Annotated in this window: 21 protein-coding genes and 1 pseudogene; 8 read left to right on the top strand and 14 right to left on the bottom strand. The window is 67.6% G+C overall.

The features are described 5' to 3' along the window. Positions 1-98 precede the first annotated feature (98 nt). The 4 genes from OHB12_RS24075 to OHB12_RS24060 form a co-directional block, all read right to left on the bottom strand. Positions 99-1,148 carry an aminotransferase class I/II-fold pyridoxal phosphate-dependent enzyme gene (locus OHB12_RS24075; protein WP_327110869.1) on the bottom strand — a complete coding sequence of 350 codons (1,050 nt, stop codon included), beginning with the start codon at positions 1,146-1,148 and terminating at the stop codon, positions 99-101. After that, on the bottom strand, positions 1,145-2,182 hold the full coding sequence (locus tag OHB12_RS24070; protein ID WP_327110867.1) for a 3-oxoacyl-ACP synthase III family protein: 1,038 nt from the start codon (positions 2,180-2,182) through the stop codon (positions 1,145-1,147). Before OHB12_RS24070 ends, OHB12_RS24075 begins: the two co-directional genes overlap by 4 nt. Positions 2,183-2,192: 10 nt before the next feature. Continuing rightward, positions 2,193-2,852 (bottom strand): SRPBCC family protein, encoded by a 660-nt coding sequence (locus OHB12_RS24065; RefSeq protein ID WP_327110865.1) that lies wholly within the window; start codon positions 2,850-2,852, stop codon positions 2,193-2,195. Between the two features lie 68 nt (positions 2,853-2,920). Then, complete coding sequence (locus OHB12_RS24060; RefSeq protein ID WP_327110863.1) at positions 2,921-4,603, bottom strand: thiamine pyrophosphate-binding protein; 1,683 nt, start codon at positions 4,601-4,603, stop codon at positions 2,921-2,923. 142 nt (positions 4,604-4,745) lie between these two features. Here OHB12_RS24060 and OHB12_RS24055 point away from each other — a divergent pair, with 142 nt between their 5' ends. Further along, positions 4,746-5,276 carry an EXLDI protein gene (locus tag OHB12_RS24055; RefSeq protein ID WP_327110861.1) on the top strand — a complete coding sequence of 177 codons (531 nt, stop codon included), beginning with the start codon at positions 4,746-4,748 and terminating at the stop codon, positions 5,274-5,276. 126 nt (positions 5,277-5,402) lie between these two features. Here OHB12_RS24055 and OHB12_RS24050 read toward each other — a convergent pair whose 3' ends face one another. The 3 genes from OHB12_RS24050 to OHB12_RS24040 all read right to left on the bottom strand — a co-directional run bounded on the left by OHB12_RS24050 (position 5,403) and on the right by OHB12_RS24040 (position 7,434). Beyond that, positions 5,403-6,116: an anti-sigma factor family protein gene (locus tag OHB12_RS24050; RefSeq protein WP_327110859.1), complete on the bottom strand. Its 714-nt coding sequence runs from the start codon at positions 6,114-6,116 to the stop codon at positions 5,403-5,405. Further along, the gene (locus OHB12_RS24045) at positions 6,113-6,658 is read right to left on the bottom strand and encodes a sigma-70 family RNA polymerase sigma factor (protein ID WP_327110857.1); all 546 of its coding nucleotides are present in this window, start codon (positions 6,656-6,658) and stop codon (positions 6,113-6,115) included. The genes OHB12_RS24050 and OHB12_RS24045 overlap by 4 nt, the downstream gene beginning before the upstream one ends. A 131-nt stretch (positions 6,659-6,789) precedes the next feature. Beyond that, positions 6,790-7,434: a YqgE/AlgH family protein gene (locus OHB12_RS24040; RefSeq protein ID WP_327110855.1), complete on the bottom strand. Its 645-nt coding sequence runs from the start codon at positions 7,432-7,434 to the stop codon at positions 6,790-6,792. Positions 7,435-7,558: 124 nt separating this feature from the next. Between OHB12_RS24040 and OHB12_RS24035 the strand changes: the two genes are divergently transcribed. After that, complete coding sequence (locus OHB12_RS24035) at positions 7,559-8,320, top strand: lysophospholipid acyltransferase family protein (protein WP_327110853.1); 762 nt, start codon at positions 7,559-7,561, stop codon at positions 8,318-8,320. Positions 8,321-8,392: 72 nt separating this feature from the next. Here OHB12_RS24035 and OHB12_RS24030 read toward each other — a convergent pair whose 3' ends face one another. Then, positions 8,393-8,704, bottom strand: coding sequence for a GNAT family N-acetyltransferase (locus OHB12_RS24030; RefSeq protein WP_327110851.1), 312 nt, complete (start codon positions 8,702-8,704; stop codon positions 8,393-8,395). A 156-nt stretch (positions 8,705-8,860) separates the two neighbouring features. Between OHB12_RS24030 and OHB12_RS24025 the strand changes: the two genes are divergently transcribed. After that, positions 8,861-10,459 carry an alpha/beta hydrolase gene (locus tag OHB12_RS24025; RefSeq protein WP_327110848.1) on the top strand — a complete coding sequence of 533 codons (1,599 nt, stop codon included), beginning with the start codon at positions 8,861-8,863 and terminating at the stop codon, positions 10,457-10,459. Positions 10,460-10,506: 47 nt separating this feature from the next. Beyond that, positions 10,507-11,631 (top strand): glycerate kinase, encoded by a 1,125-nt coding sequence (locus OHB12_RS24020; protein WP_327110847.1) that lies wholly within the window; start codon positions 10,507-10,509, stop codon positions 11,629-11,631. Here OHB12_RS24020 and OHB12_RS24015 read toward each other — a convergent pair. Beyond that, a complete protein-coding gene (locus OHB12_RS24015) occupies positions 11,628-11,978 on the bottom strand; it encodes a winged helix-turn-helix transcriptional regulator (protein ID WP_442799836.1) in 351 nt (116 codons plus the stop codon). The two genes, OHB12_RS24020 and OHB12_RS24015, sit on opposite strands and share 4 nt — an antisense overlap. Positions 11,979-12,120: 142 nt before the next feature. On the opposite strand from OHB12_RS24015, the gene OHB12_RS24010 reads away from it, so the two are divergent. The 3 genes and pseudogenes from OHB12_RS24010 (at position 12,121) to OHB12_RS24000 (ending at position 13,834) form a co-directional block, all read left to right on the top strand. Beyond that, complete coding sequence (locus OHB12_RS24010) at positions 12,121-12,996, top strand: NAD(P)-dependent oxidoreductase (protein WP_327110844.1); 876 nt, start codon at positions 12,121-12,123, stop codon at positions 12,994-12,996. Between the two features lie 86 nt (positions 12,997-13,082). Further along, positions 13,083-13,229, top strand: a pseudogene (locus OHB12_RS24005) (DUF1348 family protein); the annotation flags it as partial. Between the two features lie 158 nt (positions 13,230-13,387). Next, positions 13,388-13,834, top strand: a complete 447-nt coding sequence (locus OHB12_RS24000) for a nitroreductase family deazaflavin-dependent oxidoreductase (protein WP_327110843.1) — start codon at positions 13,388-13,390, stop codon at positions 13,832-13,834. Between the two features lie 55 nt (positions 13,835-13,889). Here OHB12_RS24000 and aroQ read toward each other — a convergent pair whose 3' ends face one another. Together aroQ and OHB12_RS23990 are read right to left on the bottom strand one after the other, a co-directional pair. Further along, a complete protein-coding gene (gene aroQ / locus OHB12_RS23995; RefSeq protein ID WP_327110842.1) occupies positions 13,890-14,345 on the bottom strand; it encodes a type II 3-dehydroquinate dehydratase in 456 nt (151 codons plus the stop codon). A 25-nt stretch (positions 14,346-14,370) separates the two neighbouring features. Beyond that, positions 14,371-14,976: a hypothetical protein gene (locus tag OHB12_RS23990; RefSeq protein ID WP_327110841.1), complete on the bottom strand. Its 606-nt coding sequence runs from the start codon at positions 14,974-14,976 to the stop codon at positions 14,371-14,373. A gap of 414 nt (positions 14,977-15,390) precedes the next feature. Here OHB12_RS23990 and OHB12_RS23985 point away from each other — a divergent pair, with 414 nt between their 5' ends. Continuing rightward, positions 15,391-17,028, top strand: coding sequence for an NTF2-like N-terminal transpeptidase domain-containing protein (locus tag OHB12_RS23985; RefSeq protein ID WP_327110839.1), 1,638 nt, complete (start codon positions 15,391-15,393; stop codon positions 17,026-17,028). Here OHB12_RS23985 and OHB12_RS23980 read toward each other — a convergent pair whose 3' ends face one another. The 3 genes from OHB12_RS23980 to OHB12_RS23970 all read right to left on the bottom strand — a co-directional run bounded on the left by OHB12_RS23980 (position 17,029) and on the right by OHB12_RS23970 (position 20,118). Next, positions 17,029-17,403, bottom strand: coding sequence for a DUF3054 domain-containing protein (locus tag OHB12_RS23980; protein ID WP_327110837.1), 375 nt, complete (start codon positions 17,401-17,403; stop codon positions 17,029-17,031). It lies immediately after the preceding gene. A 101-nt stretch (positions 17,404-17,504) separates the two neighbouring features. After that, the gene (locus OHB12_RS23975) at positions 17,505-18,593 is read right to left on the bottom strand and encodes a lysylphosphatidylglycerol synthase transmembrane domain-containing protein (RefSeq protein ID WP_327110835.1); all 1,089 of its coding nucleotides are present in this window, start codon (positions 18,591-18,593) and stop codon (positions 17,505-17,507) included. A 4-nt stretch (positions 18,594-18,597) separates the two neighbouring features. Next, positions 18,598-20,118, bottom strand: coding sequence for an adenylate/guanylate cyclase domain-containing protein (locus OHB12_RS23970; RefSeq protein ID WP_327121377.1), 1,521 nt, complete (start codon positions 20,116-20,118; stop codon positions 18,598-18,600). Positions 20,119-20,388: the final 270 nt, after the last annotated feature.

Here is a 20,388-nt window from a genome sequence, read left to right as displayed (position 1 = left end):
AGGGAACCCGCGCGCATGCTGCACAGCGAGCCCCCACCAGACCATCACTCCCGGGACGGCACGAAGTCGACCTCCGCGATCAAGTCGATATCCCTGGCCTAGGCGATGTCCGAGCGAAAGGCGTGTGCATCGAGCGCTCGCAGTACCGCGTGACCGGCCTCGGGATCGCCGACCGCGATCCGCGCGCTCCCGTCGGGGTAGGACTTCGCGGTGATGCCGGCCCGGCGCAGTGCTGTCGCGACGCCGGGCCCGGGCAGGTATAGGAAGTTGGCGTGGCTGCGCGGCACCGCCATACCGCGGTCGCACAGCGCGCTGCGGAGGGAGTCCCGCTCCGCGGTGATCCGCATGGTCCGCGCGGCGAGTTCGGGTTCGGCGGCGTAGGACGCGCAGACCGCGGCCACCGCCGCCGAATTCATCCCGAACGGCAACTGCAGCCTGCGGACCCGCGCGATCAGCTCGCTGCTGCCGAAGGCATACCCGATACGCAGTCCGGCCAACCCGTATGCCTTGGAAAACGTGCGCAGCACAAGGAGATTGGGGTGTTCGCTGATCAGCCGCAGCGGGTCGACGTATTCGGCGGCGCCGAGGAATTCCACGTAGGCCTCGTCCAGAATCACCGGCACCCGGGCGGGAACACCGGATAGGAACGCATTGAGCTCGCTAGCCGGGATCGCGGTGCCGGTCGGATTGTGCGGGCGGCACACCACCACCAGCGCGATCCGCTGATCGATGGCCCGCTGCATCGCCCACAGATCCTGATTGCCCGCGACGTCCAGCGGCACCGGCACGGCCTCGGCGCCGGTCATCTCGGCCAGGATCGGATAGCCGTCGAAGGTCGGTGCGCCGTAGACGATTCCGGCTCCCGGCGTGGTCAGCGATTGGAGGATCTGCAGCGCTACACCGGTCGCGCCCGATCCGACCACTACCTGATCCGCCCGCACCCCGACGTGCTGTGCGATCACCGCGGGCAGTCGTCGAGGCAGGAACTCTGGATACCGGTTCGCTTGCGTCAGCGTGGTATTCACCGCTCGCAACACCGAAGGCAGTGGTGGGAACGGGTTCTCGCTCAGATTCAAGTCGAAATGGGGCTGCACGCGCGGGGAACGATGGTGGCGTGACGACCTGTCGTCGGCGAGGCGCACGCTCATCGCGCGGCTCCCCAGCGGACGGCCGCCGCGCCCGCGAAGTCGCCCGCGTGCGCGAACGCCGCCATCAGCACCAGCGATCCGTTGCGCAGCCTGCCCGCCCGGTTCTCCGCGTCCAGGGTCACCGGGATCCCCGCGGCGAAGAGATTGCCACAGGAGTCGAAGGTGTCCGGGTGCCGTTCGGGCGGAAGCTCCAGCGCGTCGTGCCAGTTGCGCAAGAACAAGCGGTTCGGCTGGTTGGTGACGAAGGTATCGACCTCGCGTCCACGCACACCGATCCGGTCGCAGACCGCGAGCGCAACCTCAGGGACCAGGCGGTTGCCGCGGGCGAACACCTTGGTGATTTTGGACTCGGTGAAGCTGACGCAGCCCTGTCCCTCGCCCGGCTCCCAGTACTTGCGCTCGCCGTTGGTGGAAAATTCCATGTCCCCGGCGAATTCGGGATAGGTCTGGCATTCGATGTCGAGGATCGGCGCGCTGTCGTCCTTCACGAGCAGCCCGACCCCGCAGCCGTCACCGGGCACCGGCGCCTGGGCCAGCTTGCGGATGTCGGTCTGGGTGAACACCTGTCCCGCGCAATTCTGCGTCGCCGCTATCAGTGCGGTGCGGGCGTCGGTCGTCTGCAACACCATACGAGCCATCGCCATCATGTGCACGAACGCCGCGCAGCCCCCGTTGTGCACGTCGTAGACGAACGAGGGACGAATGTCGAGCCGCCGCGCCACCTCGGGGCCGCAGCCGAGCACCGGATTGTCCGGAAGCTGGGTGTGGGTGATCAGCACGTCGACATCGGCGATCACGTCGGCGCCGTGGCGGTCGATCAGCGGCGCGACCGCTTGCTCGACCATGTCCACCGCTGTCTCGTCTCGCGCTGCGTGGTGACGGCCCTTGGGCGCGCGGAACATGACGTTCTTCGCCATCCGTTCCGAGCGCGCGAACTGGGTGAAGTACTCGGTGCCGACCGGCTCGCCGGGCAGGTAGCTGGCCACGTCGACCAGGCTGACCGTCGGCAGACCAGCGGGGTTCATGGAGTTCATCGGTGACGCCTCACTTCATCCAGTCGGGCTTGACGGGCAGGCCGTGCGCTGCCCGGTACTCGCAGATCGCCTTGAGGTTGTCCATCTCCAGCTGATGGCCTGCCGAGAACATGTCCCAGAAGTCGCCCACCCACACCGGCCGCTTCGGGGGCGCGGTCTCGGGATAGGGGTTCTCGTCGTAGAACGGATGCTTGCAATTCATCCACACCACAACCGAACCCGGCTTGTTGAACACGACCTGCGCGTCGACCACGCGCATCAGGTAGATCATCCACAGGTGCTGTCCCTGGTCCCAGGCGCAGTGGTAGTCCACCGTCATGGCGTCCGGGTTCGCGACGGTGCGGGTGAAGATCTTGGTCGCGTCGCCGAGCCGGTCGTAGGCCAACCACAGCCCGGGTTCCTCGGTCTCGGTGAAACCGCGCAGGCTGTAGGTCCACTCCTCCAGCGACCGGGTGTCGGCGAGGTACTCGTACACATCGCGCGGCGGTGCGTCGATATACGCCTGCACCGGGCAGTACTCGCCGAAGATCTGGTCGTGCGGATACACCGACCGCAGCATGTCCATGATGATCGGGGTGGTCGCGTCCTTGTCGGAGTTCTCGATGCGCAGCACACCGGGAACGGCATCTTCCGGGATGTCACCGAGTGCGGGCAGGGAACTTGTGGTCACGGCGATACTCCTCACAGTGGCGGACTCCCGTACCCGACCGGCCTCTGGCGAGGCGTCGCGAGTGTGTTTCATCGGGAGACCTCGGATTGTTCGATGGTCGTCAGGAACGGAAGGAACGGAGGGATCTCGTCGGGGTCGCAGTCGATCGAAAGGAACGACGGCCCTTCGGTTTCCCAGCAGCGACGCAGCGCGTCGGGGAGTTCGTCGGTGGTGCGCACGGAGAATGTTGCCAGCCCGGGGAACATGCCGCCGACACCGGTGCCGATGTGCGCGGGCTGGAATCTGTTGAAGCTGTATCGATCCCGGTAGTACAGCTGTTCCCTGGTCACGCACATGCCGTGCGCGTTGTTGTTGAGCACGATGAAGGTGATCGGCAGCGCGTGCTCGATCGCGGTGTGCACCTCCATGCCGTGCATGAAAAACGCGCCGTCGCCCGCGATGACAACGGTGCGCCGCACGCCGCTCGCCGTCCGGTGCCGTGCGAAGGATGAGCCGATCCCCGCGCCGAACGCGTAACCCATCCCGCCCATGCCGAGCGCCACGGTGAACCGTCCGCCCCGCGGTACCCGGAGGTGGTGCACGACGGAGGCGCCGGTGTTGCCCGCGTCCGCGAACACGTCCGTGCCGTCCGGCAGTGCGGCGTCGATCGTCTCGACCAGGTCCCGGTAGCGCAGGCCCGGACCCGAGGATTCGGGCACCCGCAGCGGCGTCGGTGCAGGTGCGACGTGACCACGCTCGGAAGCCATTGCACCAGTGTCCAGTTCGTCGGCCAAGTCGGCCAGCGTGCGCGACAGGTCGGTACTGGTGGCGTGGACGGCCGGGGTATAGGGCGGCGCGACGCCGATGCTTGCCACTGTGCCGCCGAGTTCCTCCAGACCGGTCCGTGCGGTGATCGGCAGTTGTGTGCCAACCAGCAGGCACAGTGCCGCGGAGCGGACGGCCACGATCAGCTCGGGGTGGCCCATGCTGCCTGCGACACCGCGGAATCCGGGGTCGGCGTTGTCATAGGTGTCCTTGGCGTCGGGGGCGACTCCTACGGCGGCGTCGAGGACGGTGGCCAGGCGGGCGAGCGCGTCGCGCGCGTTGTCGCGGGCGACCTGGTCACCGGCGATGATCACGATCTTCCCGGTGCGCCGGGCCGTCGTGAGCGCGTCGCGCACCTTGCCGAGTCCGGCCTCGTCCCGCCGATAGTTCTCGGCGGGAAACCGGAGCGGCGGAACTTCGCCGATGTCCTCCTGCTGCACGTCCTTGGGCAGCAGGAGGACCGCGGGCCCGCCGCGGCGGGCAGCGCCGACCGCCCTGGCCACCTGATCGGGTAGGTCGGCGCCGGTCTTCACGCGCGCGCAGTAGGTGCTTACCGCACCGAACAGGCGTACCGCGTCGATGGTTCCTGCCCGCCCGCTGGTGTCCTGAAAGGCGCCGTTGCCCTCCAGCGCGGTGGGCGGTTGCCCGACCAGGGCGAGTACCGGAACCCGCGAGGCGAACGATTCGGCAAGTCCGGCAACGAGATTCATGGCGCCGCCGCCGGATGTCGCCGCGACCACACCGATTCCGCCGGTCGAGCGGGCGTAGCCGTCGGCCATGGTGGCCGCGGAGAACTCGTGCTTGGCGACCACGCCGGTGACATCGCCTGACGCGTCGAATATCGCGTCGTACAGATCCTCGATATTGGCGCCGTCGACCCCGAAGATATGGCGCACGCCCAGTGCTGAAACTGCTTGCACCAGATAGTCGACTACTCGGGTCTGCATCGGCGCTCCTTCCTGTACACGGCCTGCTGCCGAGCACCCGCGAGATTGCGTACACGAGTGGATACGGATGAGAACCCCGGATGGTTCAACTCTGGACCGAAACAATCTTGCATGTACGTATACATCTACATATAATGAGCTCATGCCCAACAAGACGATCTATGTTGCCGATGACGACCTCCGGCTCTTCCAGCGCGCGCAGGAGCTGGTCGGCGGCAACCTCTCCGGGGCGGTGGTCACGGCGCTGCGCCGGTTCATCGAACTCGAAGAGGGCAGGCTGGAGGGCTACGACGAGATTGTGCTCGGCGTGGGTCGCGACGGCGTTCGGCAGGTCCGGTTCTCCGGCACCCTGCTCGGGGAGTGGCGCGACGTCAACGACACTCGTATCGAGCACGTCCGGGTGTATCGCACCCGCAAAGGCAAGTATGTGATGCACGCCCAGTACTCGAACTGGGACGAGTACCCCACCGACGCGGGCGCGAATTTGCTCAAGGACTGGAAGGACCCGAAGAGTTGGCGCCGTCTGCTCGGCGTCGGACAACAGGATTGGGGCGAGTTCCTCTTCGTCGTGGTGGATTCGCTCGATGAGTTGAAGGGGCAACTGCCCGACAAGTTCTACCGGCGGGTGGTCGACGTGGCCGAGGGGCCGAAGATCGAGGATCTCGACATCTAGTCGAATCACCCCGCGCGACAAACGAATATCGCATCGAAACGCCGCACCAGGGGAGCGGCGCGCTGATCGGTTGCCGCACCGACGATCCCCCGCCGAAGAAGTATCGGCGGGGGATCGTTCGATTGATCAGACCGTTCCGGCCAGCAACACCTTGCCGCTGGCCGCCGACCGGATCTCGACGGTGCGGACCTGGTCGGGCGGGCCGTCGATGGTGTAATCGACGGTCAGCTCGGTGCCGGGGGACGCGGGCCATCGGCCGAGTTCCTGCTGCTGTCCGTCATTGTGGGTGACGTACAGGGCGAGGGGCCAGTTGTAGCGCTGGTCGCTCGGTGCGTAGCTGCAGGACATCACGACGCGCGTCTTGTCTCCGGCCGGAACGAGTTTGAAGCTCGCCGAGACCGGCGTCGGCTCCAGCGGCTCCATCCGGCGTTGGGCGAAGACCTGCTCTGAGGTGCCCGTTTTGTCCGACCCGGTCACTGTGACGGCGATGGGCACCGCGATCGCCACCGCGGCAGCGGCCGCCGCCACCGCTGTGCCGATGGGCACCCACCGGCTGCGGCGGCGGCGCCGCTCGGCCGCGTCGGCGAGCCGGGGTAGCAGCTGCGGCATCGGCGGCACGGCCTCGGCCGCGTCGGACTCGGTGGGCCCGATCATCGCCAGCGCGGTCTCGGTGTCGACCAAGCCGAGCATGCCGGGCATGCCTGCCAGTCCGGTCACCGCGGCCTGGCAGTCGGGGCAGCCCGCCAAGTGCTCCTCGTACTTCTGGCGCTCGGCCCGGGTGAGGGAGCCGAGCACATACGGCGCATCCCACGTGGTGTAGTCGTCGGTGAGGTCCATCATTGATTCGTCACCCCCATCTCCTGAAGTGCCAGTCGTAACGCCCGCATGCCGTAGTGCATTCGGGATTTCACCGTGCCCGCCGGGATGGCGAGTTCTTCGGCGATCTGGTGAGTGGAAAGCCCTCGATAGTAGGCACGCACGATCACCTCACGGTGGTCGCCGCTGAGCCTGCCCAGGGCGTCCGCGATAAGCCAGCCGTCCAGCGCGCGGTCCGACTGGTCGGGCGTCGGCTGTTCGGGCGGACTGTCGGTGCGGAACTCGCGCCGGTTGCGGGCGCTGCGATGCTCATCGACCACGAGATTGCGTGCCACGGTGAACAGCCACGCCCGCGCCGACGTAGTGGATTGATCCAAGACGTTCGGGCGTTGCCACGCCCGCAGCAATGTCTCCTGCACGATGTCCTCGGCTCGGCCCGGGTCTCGGACCAGACCAAGCGTGTACCGCCACAGTGCGGTGGCATGGTCGCGATAGAGAACCCGCATCAACTCCGCTTGATTGTCCGGCTTGTTCGGCTTGTCCGCCGCTCCGCGTATTCTGCGCACAAGTAGGTGCCTCTCTGCTTGTGTTGCGGGGCTGGTTATCGGTCGTATTCGATAAGTTACTCATGTTTTGCCGGACCAGTTGTCATGTCTCATACCGTGTCTCCTGCTATCCCTTCGAGGAGTACACGTACTCAGTTGCGTTCGAGTTCAATCGGGTGGGTCGCGAGCAGGGAGAGGGGCAGCGGCTGGCGGCGCAGCACGTGTGCCCACAGGTCGGGGCGGCCGGTACTGATCGGATCGGACGGCAACGCCGACAGCACGATCCAGTCGTCGTTCTCCAGCTCGCCTTCCAGCTGCCCGACGGTCCAGCCCGCGTAGCCGGCGAAGACCCGGATGCCCTCGACGAGGGGGCCGACCCGTTGGGGGTCGGCATCCAGGTCGACCAGGACGACCCGGCCGTCGATGCGGCGCAGTCCTGGCACGTTCTCGATCCGCGCGCCGACCCGGACGGTGCCGAGGCACAGCGCCGCGTCCCGTTTCACCGGGCCGCCGATGAACAGCGTGCGCGGCGCGGCGACCGCGTCGGTCCAGCGGGGTAGCACGTCGTGCACGGCCGTGTCGCTCGGACGGTTCAGCACGACCCCCAAGCTGCCCGCCTCGTTGTGCTCGATGATGTAGACGACGGTGCGCCGGAAGGTGGGTTCGACCAGTTCGGTGGCCGATACCAGCAGGGTTCCCGCGCGCACCACCTGCTCGCCGTGCCGGAAATCGCGCCGTTTGCGGTCACCGTGCCCGCCGCGAGTTTGCCGATCGTCCGGGTCTTCTGCGCGTGCCACCACGACATCATCTCAGCTGTTCGCCCACAATGCGCCTTCTGCGACGGACTTCTGTCTTTCGGATTTGCCCGAGCGGATGTCGGCGCCCGTCGCGCCGGTTCTCCGGCATCGTAGAGTCCAGATCATGGAACCGCCCGAGGTGCGACTCGAGAACAGCGACAGCGTGTACGACTTCTATCGCGAGCACCGCCAGAATCGACTGAAGGCTTGGGGAGCGTACGCCATTCTCGGCCGTCGATACCATCCGCGTGTCGCCTACGCCGACGGCGCGCGCGAACTGCTCCGCAGGGTGCTCGCGCAGGGGCGGCCGCTGCTGATCGCCATCAACCACCTGTCCGAGAACGACCCCTACACCGTCGCGGCCGCGGCCTGGCGCAGCGGGCTGCGGCCGGTGATCGGGCGGGTGCGCGTGCTGGCCAAGGACGAGCTGTTCGTGGCACCCGACCAACGGCGCAAGATCGACATGATGGGCGGCATCCCGGTGTTCCGTGGCAAGGACCACGGCATCCGCGCGGTGAACGCGGCCGGTCAGCACATGATGGACGTCTGCGCCGAGCGGATGGCCCGTGGCGACGGCGTCGCGGTGTTCCCGGAGGGCACTTGCAACGATGTCGATCCGACCAAGGTGCAGGCCGTTGGCAGCGGGATCGGGCACATCGCGTTCCGCGCGATGAAGCTCGGTGCCGAGCCGGTGCTGCTGTCCATCGGGCTGAGCTACGGGCCGCGCCCGGATCCGACGGTGCAGCCGACACGGGAGGAGGCGAAGTCGGCCAGCTTCTATTTCGGCGTGCCGGTGCTCGACCTGCCGACCCGGCCCGGTGACATCGCCCGGTTGGTGCGCGAGGACCTGCAACAGGCGTTGGACGGCGCCGTCGCGGTGTACTGAGGGATCACGCCTGCACCTCGCTGACGCTCGGCTCCGGCATGCCCTGCTGAGGCTGTATCGATGTTCGTCCGCTCACAGGGGCAGGTTCAGCCGGTCCCGGGCCCAGTGCGGCACCATCGTCAGGTATTCGGGGCGGGTCTCGATGAAGTGATGGACCGTCCGGCACATCGGCAGCGCGCCGAGCTTGTCGTCGCGGGTGCTGTTCAGCGCGGTTTCGACCAGCAGCCGTGCATAGCCCTGGCCCTCGTAGCGCGGGTAGATCTCGGTGTGCACGAACGCCCGCTCGGACGCGGTGTCCTGGTATTCGGCATAGCCTGCGATCGCACCGTCGACGTAGATCTCGAAGCGTTCCAGTGCGGTGTTGTTGCTGACCTCGGTCGACATGGCTCGACGCTACTCCGGTGCGTTGGCAACCGGGTAACCACCAGGTCGACCGGGCGAAATTCCGCCGCCGACTTGTCTGTCGGCGCGGGTCTGCGCAGAATGCTCTTGATCGAGGCATCCTCGCGCGAGCGGGGCACGCCCGGGGAGGTACGCAACATGATGAGGACACCGCGCATTTCGCGGATCGCGGCCACCGTGGTCACCGTGGTCACCGCGAGCCTGCTCGGGGGATCGATCGTCACCGGCCTCGTGCACGCCGAGCCGGGCACGGTGTTCGGGGCGTGTCCCGACCACGCCGTGACGGCCGGTCGCGGCGTGCAGTGCGCTGTCGTCAGCGTGCCGATGAACTATGCCGAGCCGAGCGGGCCGAAGATCGAGCTGACCGTCAGCCGGATCGCGGCGAGCGGCGAGCGCTCGGGCGTCCTCTTCGCCAATCCCGGCGGCCCCGGCGCCGACGCACTGGACTACTGGGCGCGAAGGTCCGAGGTGTTCCCCACCGACCTCGGCGCGCACTACGACCTCGTCGCCGTCCAGCCGCGCGGGCTGCGCTGGGCTACGCAGCTCGACTGCGCGGCGGGCGCGAAAACCGCAGAGGGAGATCGGGTTTCGCTTGGTGGCGGCGACCGCGATGCCATCAAGAGGGCCTGCGACGCCGCACGCCCCGGCTACCTGGACACCATCACCACCGAGAACACCGCGCGCGACTTGGACGCCGTGCGCGCCGCGCTCGGGCTGGAGCGGATCAGCTACCTCGGCACGTCCTACGGCACCTATCTCGGCGCGGTGTACGCGGCGTTGTTCCCCGAACGGGTGGACCGGATGATCCTGGACTCCAATGTCAACCCGGACTGGGTGTGGACCGAGGAGTTCGCCCAGCAACAGGTGGCGGGCAAACAGCGCCTCGACGACCTGTTCGCCTGGATCGGCGAGCACAACGGCGAATACCACCTCGGCGACACGGCGCTGCGGGTCTACCGGAACTGGGTCCGGCTGGCGGCCGATCAAGGCGGCGGCTGGTACGCGAACCTGACCCCGCCGCCCGCGAGTGTCGCCGATCTGCCCGGCGCGCTGCCCGAGCCGCTCGCCGAGATCGCGCGTGACGGCTACAACGGCAGCGTCGAACAGCTGGGCAAATTGCAGAACCTGTTGCGCACCTTGGTCTCCGGCGGCGTGTCGGCGCAGGTGCCGCTGCTCGGCGCGACGGCTGTCGCCACTTACACGCGCACGTTCTGGCCGATTTTCGCCCGCGCGATGGCCGACGTGGCCGTCGACCCGGCGAACGTACAGCGGCTGCGGGCCATCGAGGGCGCGACCTCGGCCGACCCCACCGGCCGTTTCGTCTTCGCCGCCGTCACCTGCAACGAGAACGCCGTGCCAGGCAGGCCGGAGCTGCTCGGCGCAGCGGTCGGCACCATCGCTTCCGGCGGCGACGCGATGGACGCGCGCGCCGACCTGGTCCGATCCGGGATGGCCTGTGGTGCTTGGAAACCGGTGACGAAGCCGGTGCGGATCACCGGGGCCGGCCTGCGCACCCCGCCGCTGGTACTGCAGAGCCGCCACGACGCGCTGACCAAATACGAGGGTGGCCCGGCCATGGCGAAGGCGCTGAACGGTGCGCTGATCACCGTAGACGGCGGCGACCACGGCACCTTCGGCCGCGGCAATGCCGCCGTGGACGACGCGGTGCTGACCTATCTGAGGACCGGGCAGGTCACCATCACCCAGGCCGACCAGGCTCCGCTGCCAGCGAGCTGATCGAGGGCCGTCGTGCGGTTGCCCCTGCGGCACCCGACAATATGGAGATGACGCGCATGTCCGCACCCCGGGTGATTTTCGCCCCGGACAAATTCAAAGGATCGCTCAGCGCACCGCAGGTGTCGGCGGCCCTTGCCGCGGGTTTCGCACGGGTCGCGCCGGAAGCGGACATTCGGCAGGTGCCGGTCGCCGACGGCGGTGACGGTACGGTCGAGGCGTTCGTCGCCGCGGGCTGGACGCGCGTCGAACTGACCGCTCCCGGGCCTACCGGTGTGCCGTGCCGCACCGCCTACGCGAGGCTTGAATCGACCGCCGTCGTCGAACTGGCCGCGGTGGTCGGTTTGGCGAGAATACCCGGTGGGCGGTACGATCCGCTCGGCGCGAGCACCTACGGGCTCGGCGTGGTTCTTGCGCACGCCATGGACAACGGCGTCACCGACATCGTGCTCGGTCTCGGCGGCAGCGCGTCCACCGACGGCGGCGCGGGCATGCTGCAAGCGCTCGGCGTCCGCATCCTGGACTCCGCCGGGCGGGCATTACCCACCGGCGGAGCCGTTCTGGCACGCGCCGCGCACGTGGACCGCTCCGGGCTGCATCCCGCGGTCGCCGGCACGACCTTCACCCTGGCCTGTGACGTCGACAATCCGTTGCTCGGACCGACCGGCGCCGTCGCGGTGTACGCACCGCAGAAGGGCGCGGGCCCCGCCGAACTCGACGTCCTCGAATCGGCGCTCACCACCTGGGCACGCGTCGCAGGCCCCGAATTCGCACTCCGCCCCGGCGCGGGCGCCGCGGGCGGAACCGGTTTCGGCGCACTCGCCGTGCTCGATGCGCAGGTGCGCAGCGGCATCGAAGTTGTGCTCGAACTTCTCGACTTTCCTGCGCTGCTCGCCACCGCCGCCCTCGTGATCACCGGCGAGGGATCACTCGACCGGCAAAGTCTGCACGGCAAGGCGCCGGTCGGCGTGTGCGCGGCGGCACGTGCGGTGGGTGTCAAGGCGATTGCCGTTGTCGGCCGCACTTTGCTTGCGCCCCAAGAGGTTCGGGACGCGGGCTTCGCGTGCTGCTATGCGCTCGCCGACCTGGAACCCGATCCCGGCCGATCGATGGCCGACGCGGCGGCACTGCTCGAGCGCATCGGTGCGCGGATCGCGGTCGACAATCCGGTTTAACCCGCGGACGCCAGGAGGTTCGCGGCGAGTTCGTGCCGATGCCTCTCGCCCCACTCCTCGAGCGGACGCAGGGCGACGGCCAATTCCTCGCCGAGTGGAGTGAGGGAATATTCGACGCGCGGAGGGACCTCGGCGTAGACCTCGCGGTGCACTACACCGCCGGACTCGAGTTGGCGCAGGTTTTCGGCGAGGACCTTCTCGCTGACGCCGTCGAGCAGGCGGCGGATCTGGCCGAAGCGCTGCGGGCCCGCGCCGAGCACCCACATCAGATGCAGTTTCCACTTGCCGCCGACGACATCGATCGCGACCGTCATGCCGCACACATCGTGATCCGCGTCACTGTTCATGTCCACCGCGCTCCTTTGACCTCATGTCGAACCTCGAGGTAAGCAACCACACCCCGACGTTCGGTCTTCCCGACTCTACCTGCGGCAACGACCATGGACCCCGGCGCCGACAACAACCGAACGAGAACTGAAGGGACACCTCATGTCCGAGCAGACCCCCCGCTCCGTCTCCGTCATCGGCCTCGGTCCGATGGGCCAGGCCATGGTCCGGGCATTCCTGGACGCGGGCGTCGAGGTGACGGTATGGAACCGCAGCCCCGACAAGATCGACGCCATGGTCGAACTCGGTGCGAAGCGCGCCGCGACCGTCGGCGACGCGCTCGAAGCCAACGAGGTCACGGTGCTCAGCCTCACCCACTACGCCGCCATGTATGACGTGCTCGCCCAGGCGACCGGACACCTCGAGGGCAAGGTGATCGCGAACCTGTCCTCGGATTCCCCCGAGAAGGCGCGAAAGGGTGCGGAGTGGGTCCGCTCGCACGGCGCACAGTTCCTCTCCGGCGGCGTCATGTCGGCGGGTGACAACATCACGCACCCGGCGTCGTACATCTTCTACAGCGGTCCACGCGAGGTGTTCGACGCGCACGCCGAGCTGCTGCGTCCGCTGAGCCCGCAGGAGTACCTCGGCGCCGACGACGGTCTGGCCCAGGTCTTCTACCAGGCCCTGCTGATCATTTTCCATCCCTGGCTGCTCGCCTTCGACCAGGCGACCGCGGTGATCGATCGCTCCGGCCACGACATCGCGAATTTCGTTCCGTTCGCGATCCGCTCGGCCGCCGCGTTCCCTTACTTCATGGAGGAATTCTCGGTGGCCAACCAGAATGGCGGCTGGGCCACGCTGGCGAGTCTGAAGATGATGGACGCAGGCGCGCAGCACATCATCGACGCGAGCGAGGAAGTCGGTGTCGACGCCACCTTCTCGCATACGGCACAGGCGTTCTGGCGCAAGGCCATTGCCGCCAGTGAGCAGGCGGGTACGGCGGTCTCCACCTATGCGTTGATGCGCGGCGACGCGTGAACGCCGGAGTCCTAGCCGATCCACACCTGCGGCTCGCGTGCCGCGATCCACGCCCGCTGAGACAGCTCGTCGGCGATGATCCGCCCAGTCACGGCAACGAATTGTGGGAGTTCGCCGAAGACGGGCTGATGCGCCGCCGTGAGGCCGGCATCGACGACGTCGCCATCGCCGAGAGCGACCGGCGGATTCACGGCCCTCGCCCCGAGTGTGGACTGCTGCTGCCGATCCGATGAGCCGGAAGTGGCGATTACCCATGTAGACCAATCCGACCGGTGGGGCGGGGGTCGGCGAGCCCTGTACGACTACCAGTCAGAGTGCGGCGCGAACACGCGAGTGGCGAACGAAGAGTGTGACTCCGGCAAGAGGCCGGACGCGCACGATCCGGTAAGTCATGGATCTCGGCACCCGCTACATCGGCCCCACGGGTATCGATCCGATTGTGAACCGGATCGCCAATCTGCTACCCAGGCTGGGGATCAGCGTGATGGGGCCGCGCCTGCTCGCGGTTCGCGGACGTAAGAGCGGCGAGTGGCGGACCACGATGGTCAACCTGATGGTGCGGGAGGACAGCGCCCGCTTCCTCGTCGCACCGCGTGGGCACACACAATGGGTGCGTAACCTGCGTGCGGCGGGGGGCGGCGAGCTGCGGCTCGGTCGCAAAGTCGAGGCGTTCACCGCCACCGAGATCGCCGACGCCGACAAGGTGCCGCTGCTGCGGCTCTACCTGCGGAAGTGGGGCTGGGAGGTTGGCAAGTTCTTCGAGGGCGTGACCAAAGATGCCACCGACGAGGAGCTTGCCGCCATCGCACCCGGCTTTCCGGTGTTTCAGATCAAGTGATGAATCGCCGGTGTCGCCGGGTTCATCGAGCCCGATCGAGGCGAACTCGACCGGATCACGCCGAGCGGGCGAGGAATTCGATCGCGGTAGCGTAGCCCTGGATTCCCATCCCCGCGACCACCGCGGTGGCGATCGGGGAGATGTAGGAGTGGTGCCGGAACTCCTCTCGCGCGTGCACGTTGCTGATGTGCACCTCGACGATGGGGAGCTCCGGAATCACCAGTGCGTCCCGCAGCGCCACCGAGGTGTGGGTGAGGCCGCCGGGGTTGATGACGATGCCCGACTCGGTGCCGCGCGCCTGATGGATTCGATCGATCAGAGCGCCCTCGGAATTGGACTGGAAGGCGACGATCTCCCTGTCGAATCTCGCCGCGGTCCGCTTGCACAGTTCCACGACGTCGTCGAGCGTCGTCGACCCGTACACCTCCGGCTGGCGGGTGCCGAGCATGTTCAGATTGGGGCCGTTGAGGACGAGGATCGGGCCCGGCGTCGCGTCGACAGTCACAGCCATGCACGCAACACTAGACCCGACCGACCTACAGCCCCTGCGGCCCTTCCGAACGCAGGTCGTCCACTTTGCGCATCGCGTCGCGCAGTTCCGCCAGCCACGACTCCGCGTGTTTGCCCGCCAGTTTCACCGTCCAGGCCAGCGCGTCGGCACGGGAGCGGGCGACGCCCGCGTCGACCAAGGTGTCGAGCACCTTTCGTTCCGGCTGACGCAGCCGGGTCATGACAGGAACGGCCAGGTGGGTGAACATGATCCGTTCCCCGTCCACCGAGACACCCCAGGCGACATTGCGCCGGTAGCGGTGCTGAGCCTCGTTCGCGATCTGCATGCGGGCCGGACGGGTGGACTCACGGAACCGGGCGACGGCGCCCTCTTTGGTCGCGCGGGGAACTTCGTCGGTCGGTGCTTCCGCATCGCCTTCGCCGGCGGCCGGTGGCTTGTCGGGTTGCGGGATCGGCAGCTCGCCGATGACGACGATCTCGTCCCGATCCACCTCGATGACAGGCGGACCGGTGAACCAGTCGCTTGGCAACCGTCCGGCGAACCAGTCGGGCACGTCCGCGGGGTCTGGCAGGTCGGCCTGTTGCCAGCCTCCTGGTCGTCCGAAACCCCGTCCTCGGTGTGCGTTTCTCATGAGAATCACCTACCTACTGTGGTGCTGCGCTTTCATTGATTACAAGATTACGTCGCAAAGCAGACGAGCGGTTCCGCCCTGCGCGAACAAGATTCGGTCCTCGACTGCGGCGCTTGGAACGGCGCGCTCGGGGTACCCATAAAGACACAATCACCGAGAACGGGAGTAAGTGCGCGACTTCGTGCGGAGGCCGGTACGGTAGCGGCGCCGGGTACGTGGACGAGATCGTGAACGGTCTCCCGAAATGGAAGGTTTCGGGCACAATTGGGATGCTGAGCATGGATAACGTCCGTATGACGGAGGCGAAACGGACAGGTCTTTTCGGGTACGGTGGTCTTGTTACTGGAGTGACAAGAGTGAAGAGTGGGCGATATGGATGTGTGGGGATCTCGCCGCTTTCGCGTTCGGGGCGTCATGGCACTCATGGGGGTGGCATCGCTCGCGATCGGGATCGGCTCGTGCGGGATACATGAGAAGCAGAGTGAAGCCGAGACCGTTGTCGAACGCTTCGCCGATCTGCTCGACGATCGGGACTACGCCAAGGCGGCGGACCTGACGTCGTACCCCACGGCGGCTTCAGCAACTTTGAAGCAAATGTTTGAGGGCCTCAATCCGGGCAAGGTCGACTACCGAACGACCCAATTCATCGGTCTCGACGCCCAGTCCGGGATCTTCAGCATGGACGTCGACTGGACCTTCGGTGAGCAGAAGACCTGGACCTACAGCTTGCAGGGCAATATCCGCAAGCTGGCCATCGGCTGGCGGATCTCCTGGGAGCCCTCGATCGTCATGCCGCAGCTTTCGCACAATCGGAACGTTCGGCTGGTGCGGACTCTGCCGTCGCCCGCGCCTCGGGTCAACGACATCGCCGGTGAGCCGCTGATGACCGAGCAGATCATCAACGTGATCAAGCTCGACCCCGCGAAGACGCCGGACCCGGTCGCCTCGTCCGACGCGCTGGCCAAGGCCATCGAGCCGGTCGCGCCACTGATCACCGGGGGATCGCTCATGCAACAGCTGGCCGCCTCGCAGGGCAAGCCGGTGGTCGCGGTGAATCTGCGCGAGGGCGATTTCGCCATCCTGGAACCGCGGATGGCGCCGATTCCCGGTGTGGTCATGGAGAAGCAGCCGCGGCTGATCTCCGCCGACCGCCGGGTCTGGTCGCCGATGCTGGACGCGCTGCGCAAGGTGCAGCAGGAAAGCCAGGAGGCACACTCCGGGTGGGGTGTCCAGCTTTTCGAGCAGGACGGACGGTTCGTCGGTCAGCTCGCAGGTCAGCAGGGCCCGCCGGGGCCGGACATCGCGGGCACCATGGACCAGCGCCTGCAGCGCGCCGCCGAGGACGCGGTGGTCAGCGTGGGCACGCCGGCCTCGATCGTGGCGATCCAGCCATCCAGCGGCGCGGTGGTCGCGGTCGCGCAGAACAGTTACGCCACCGAGCACGGTCCGGTGGCGTTCACCGGGCTCTACCCGGTCGGCGGCAACATCGACCTGTTCCGTCTCGTCGCCGCAGCGGCAAAAGGCAAGCCGCCGCAGGACGTCTCGGTGCAGGACGCGGCCGAAGCGGCGACCGCCCTCGGGGTCGGCATCGACTTCAAAGTGCCCGGCCTCGATGAGGTGACCGGCAGGCCCGCGATCGCGGGACGCAGCGCCGAACAGGTGCGCCAGGGCGGTGGTTCGGACGCGGTGCTGGCCAGCCCATTCGGAATGGCGATCGCCGCGGCAGCCGTCGCGCGCGGCTCGGTGCCGCCGCCGATGATCGAGGTCGCCCGGCCGAGTACCACCGACGCACAGCTCGGTCCGCTGTCGCCCGAGGCCGCCGACCGGCTGCGTGGCAGGCTGCGCGACGCGACGAACGCGCCCGAACTCGCGAGCGTGCGGCGCTACCGGGACGTCAACGCGTTCGCCGCGACCGCGGGCCCGGACGGCTGGCTCATCGGGACCATGGGCGATCTGGCCTTCGCGATCCACATCAGCGACGTGGACAGCGGCGACGCGACGGCCCGGATGGCGGCCAGGATGCTGCAGGCGCTGGCGACCCCGGAGCCTTGATCAATTCAAGGCTTTGATCGCCGCGCGCCAGCCGAGCAGGAACAGCGCGAGCACCGCGCTCGCGACCAGCACGAAACTGAATGCTGTTCCCTGACCACTCACCACACGCAGCAGCATGCCGCCGCCGAGGGTGCCGAGCCAGACCAGGATTCCGGTGGGCCACGGGGCAACGCCGTCGAACCGCTCATGGCCGGTCTTGCCGATCTGTCGGCCGACCGTGACGGCGATGGTCCAGCCGGCCGCGAGTCCGATCGCAAAGGGCCACAGGGTGCGCAGCAGTCCGGGCAGTACCGCTTCGTCGTGGCTGCGCCTGCCGATCACACAGAAGAGGACGACGAGCATCGCGTCCGCCACCAACGGCACCAGTTTCCTCACGCGGGAAAGCGTAGTGGGCGCACTTGGACCGCACCTTCCGACACCACGGTCGCGGGGGCCTGCTCGCCGGCGGTCAATCGCCGAAACGCTGCCGCATCGGATTACAGTCGCCGCTGTTCGAATTCCTTTTCGAACTCGGCGTCGTCGGCCTGCCGGGTGCGGAACCGGAACAGGAACACGATCCAGCCGACGATGGCGACCAAGATGAAGCTCACCAGCCGGTACACGAACGCCGCGGCAACTGCCTGTGCGGCGGGCAGTCCGGCGGCCGCGGTGAGGCCGTATATCAGCGTCGCGTCGACATAGACGATGCCACCGGGCGCGAACGGAATCGAGCCGACCGCCTTGCCCACGGTGAACGCGAGCAGCAGGCCGGCGACTCGCGGATCGGCGCCCACCGCGTAACACGCCGCACCGAGGCAGGCCACGTCGGCGAACCGGTGCACCAGCGCCCACATGGTGACCCATGCGCCGTCACGCTTGCCGAGGTCGACCGATTCCAGCTGGCCGAGCACCTCGGCGATCTTGCCGGCGCCCTGGTCCGGCGGGCGCTTGCGCAATCGGTTGGCCAGCGTGAGCAGCCTGCGCAGCAGTGTGTCCAGCAAGCCGGGATGGCGCGACATATGGTTGCCCGCCCAGACCAGCGCGGCGACGGCGGCCAGCGAGAGGATCAGCTTGAACGGGCCGACCCGGCCACCCGCCAGCAGTGTTCCGCCCACGCCGAGCAGCGCCAGACCCACTGCGGCGACCACGCCGGAGAAGACCAGCTGCCACGAGGCGACGATCGGGCTCGCGCCCCAGCGCCTGGTCTGCCGATAGGTGAAGGCGGTGGAGAACACCTGGCCCGCCGGCAGGGTCACCGACATGGCGGTCGCGCCGTAGACCACCGCGACGGATTTGCGCTGGCTGACCGCGACGCCGCCCGCGTTGAGCAGTTGTTTCTGCACCCTCGCGAAGCCGCTCATCGACAACGCCTGCATCCAGATACAGGCCGCCACCCAGCCCCAATGTATCTCGGTGAGTTTTCGCCATGATTCGTGCAGGCGCGGCCAGAGATACACGCCCTCGGCGATGAGCAACGCCAGCAGGGCGACCCCGAGCACCCATTTGAGCCACCAGAATTTGCCACGGCGGGAATCCGCCGTGGGCGGCGGCGCAGGTTGTCCTGCCAGTTCCCCGTTGGCCGTCACACCGTCAGCCTAACGAACGCACCGTTTCGGCGTCTGCATCGTCGCGTGCGTCGGCCCCGTCTTTCGGCCAGGCCAACAGCGTTTTTTTGCGCCTGCCGCGCAGCTGTACCTCGTCGCCGGTCTCCCACTGGTCCTGCTCGCTTTCATCGGCGAAATACAGTGCGCTGCCCGAGGCAAGTGTCCGGCCGGGCCGGTCCTTGGCCAGTTCGGTGAGTCGGGACGCCTCATTGACCGGGTCTCCGATCACGGTGTATTCGAAACGGTTTGCGGCACCGATATTTCCGGCGACGGCGAGACCCGCCGAAACGCCGATTCCGATATCGAGACCCGGAACTTCCCGCAGGGTTTCGCGCAGTTCGCGCGCGGCGGCCAGCGCGGCGGTCGGCGCGTCCGGCCGGTCCAGCGGCGCGCCGAAGATGGCCAGCGCCGCGTCACCGACGAACTTGTTCACGAAGCCGTTGTGGCGGTCGATCACATCGACCACGATCCGGAAGAACTCGTTGAGCAGGCTCACCACCTCGGTCGGCGGACGCTCGGCGGCGGTCGCGGTGGAACCGACCATGTCGACGAACAGCACCGCGACGAACCGGGTCTCGCCGCCGAGCTCGGTGCCGTAGTCGAGCGCGCGCTGCGCCACTTCCTCGCCCACGTGCTGGCCGAACAACTCCTGCAGCTGACGACGCTTGGCGGCCTCCTCCATCATCCGGTTGAAGCCGACCTGCAGCAACCCGATCTCGCTGCCGTCGAAGACCTCGACCTGCACGTCGCGCGCGCCCCCCTGCACGCGGTCGATGGCCTGGCTGAGCTGGCGCACCGGGTCGGAGATGCTGGAGCCGGTGAGCATGGACAGCGCGAGGGCCTGCATGATCACCACGCCACACAGCAGCAGGATGGAGATGGCCAGCGACTGCGCGGAGAACTTCACCTCCGAGGAGATCTGGGTGACGCACAGCAGCACGATGGCGATGGTCGGAGCGAAGGTACCCATGCCCCAGGTCATCGCCATCCTGGTGCCGACGCCCGGGGTGAGGGTGTGGTCGAAGATTCCCTCGGTCAGCGCCTGGGCCGCGACCGGGCGTAGGATGCGTTCGCCCAGCATGTAGGTGAAGCCGAACACAATGGTGGCGGCCATGCATTCGGTGATGATGACCGCTCCCGCCAGCGCGGGGGTGTCCTTGATGATGACCGCCGCGAGGATCGCGCCGCCGATCAGCCACAGTGCCAGATGCAGGATCGCCTGGCGTAGCGGCGCGTGCAGCGCGGCCATCTGCTCTTGGCGGCTTGGCGGTCCGCCGCGCATCTGCCAGCGCATCACCGGACGCAGCATCAGCGCGGAGGCGGCCATGCTGAGCAGGCCGCCGGTCGCGAAGACCAGGGCCGGGATCAGCAGGCCGGTGCGCCTGGCCCCGGAGGCCTCACCCTCGGGGACCGGCAGCCCGTACTGGATGAACGCCCACACCAGAACCGCGCCGAAAGCATTCGCCAGCAGCATCGATGTCAGGTACAACGGCCAGCGCGTTCGCATGGTCTGTTTGACCGCTTCCAAAGGCGCCGACACGAGACCAATCTAGCGTTTCGATCATGTGAGCATGTTCGCGGCGCTGGACGCCCATCAGGCGCTGCCTTGTCTTCCCTGGCCCGGCGCGGGCTGATGGCGGACTGTGTCCGGCTGTGTCTGATATGCGGCTGCCTCGCCTTCGCTCGGCCCGGCGCGGGCTGATGGCGGACTGTGTCCGGCTGTGTCTGATATGCGGCTGCCTCGCCTTCGCTCGGCCCGGCGCGGGCTGATGGCGGA

The organism is Nocardia sp. NBC_01730 (genome assembly GCF_035920445.1).
Taxonomy (GTDB): Bacteria; Actinomycetota; Actinomycetes; order Mycobacteriales; family Mycobacteriaceae; genus Nocardia.
The sequence above is the reverse complement of the archived record's forward strand: the minus strand, read 5'-3'. Positions and strand labels throughout refer to the sequence as shown.

What these genes read in the sequence shown, in the direction of transcription:
- OHB12_RS24075 (WP_327110869.1), bottom strand. Translation starts at nt 1,148, where the DNA reads ATGAGCGTGCGCCTCGCCGACGACAGGTCGTCACGCCACCATCGTTCC.
- OHB12_RS24070 (WP_327110867.1), bottom strand. Translation starts at nt 2,182, where the DNA reads ATGAACTCCATGAACCCCGCTGGTCTGCCGACGGTCAGCCTGGTCGAC.
- OHB12_RS24060 (WP_327110863.1), bottom strand. Translation starts at nt 4,603, where the DNA reads ATGCAGACCCGAGTAGTCGACTATCTGGTGCAAGCAGTTTCAGCACTG.
- OHB12_RS24055 (WP_327110861.1), top strand. Translation starts at nt 4,746, where the DNA reads ATGCCCAACAAGACGATCTATGTTGCCGATGACGACCTCCGGCTCTTC.
- OHB12_RS24050 (WP_327110859.1), bottom strand. Translation starts at nt 6,116, where the DNA reads ATGATGGACCTCACCGACGACTACACCACGTGGGATGCGCCGTATGTG.
- OHB12_RS24035 (WP_327110853.1), top strand. Translation starts at nt 7,559, where the DNA reads ATGGAACCGCCCGAGGTGCGACTCGAGAACAGCGACAGCGTGTACGAC.
- OHB12_RS24030 (WP_327110851.1), bottom strand. Translation starts at nt 8,704, where the DNA reads ATGTCGACCGAGGTCAGCAACAACACCGCACTGGAACGCTTCGAGATC.
- OHB12_RS24025 (WP_327110848.1), top strand. Translation starts at nt 8,861, where the DNA reads ATGATGAGGACACCGCGCATTTCGCGGATCGCGGCCACCGTGGTCACC.
- OHB12_RS24020 (WP_327110847.1), top strand. Translation starts at nt 10,507, where the DNA reads ATGACGCGCATGTCCGCACCCCGGGTGATTTTCGCCCCGGACAAATTC.
- OHB12_RS24015 (WP_442799836.1), bottom strand. Translation starts at nt 11,978, where the DNA reads ATGAACAGTGACGCGGATCACGATGTGTGCGGCATGACGGTCGCGATC.
- OHB12_RS24010 (WP_327110844.1), top strand. Translation starts at nt 12,121, where the DNA reads ATGTCCGAGCAGACCCCCCGCTCCGTCTCCGTCATCGGCCTCGGTCCG.
- OHB12_RS24000 (WP_327110843.1), top strand. Translation starts at nt 13,388, where the DNA reads ATGGATCTCGGCACCCGCTACATCGGCCCCACGGGTATCGATCCGATT.
- aroQ (WP_327110842.1), bottom strand. Translation starts at nt 14,345, where the DNA reads ATGGCTGTGACTGTCGACGCGACGCCGGGCCCGATCCTCGTCCTCAAC.
- OHB12_RS23990 (WP_327110841.1), bottom strand. Translation starts at nt 14,976, where the DNA reads ATGAGAAACGCACACCGAGGACGGGGTTTCGGACGACCAGGAGGCTGG.
- OHB12_RS23985 (WP_327110839.1), top strand. Translation starts at nt 15,391, where the DNA reads ATGGCACTCATGGGGGTGGCATCGCTCGCGATCGGGATCGGCTCGTGC.
- OHB12_RS23970 (WP_327121377.1), bottom strand. Translation starts at nt 20,118, where the DNA reads ATGCGAACGCGCTGGCCGTTGTACCTGACATCGATGCTGCTGGCGAAT.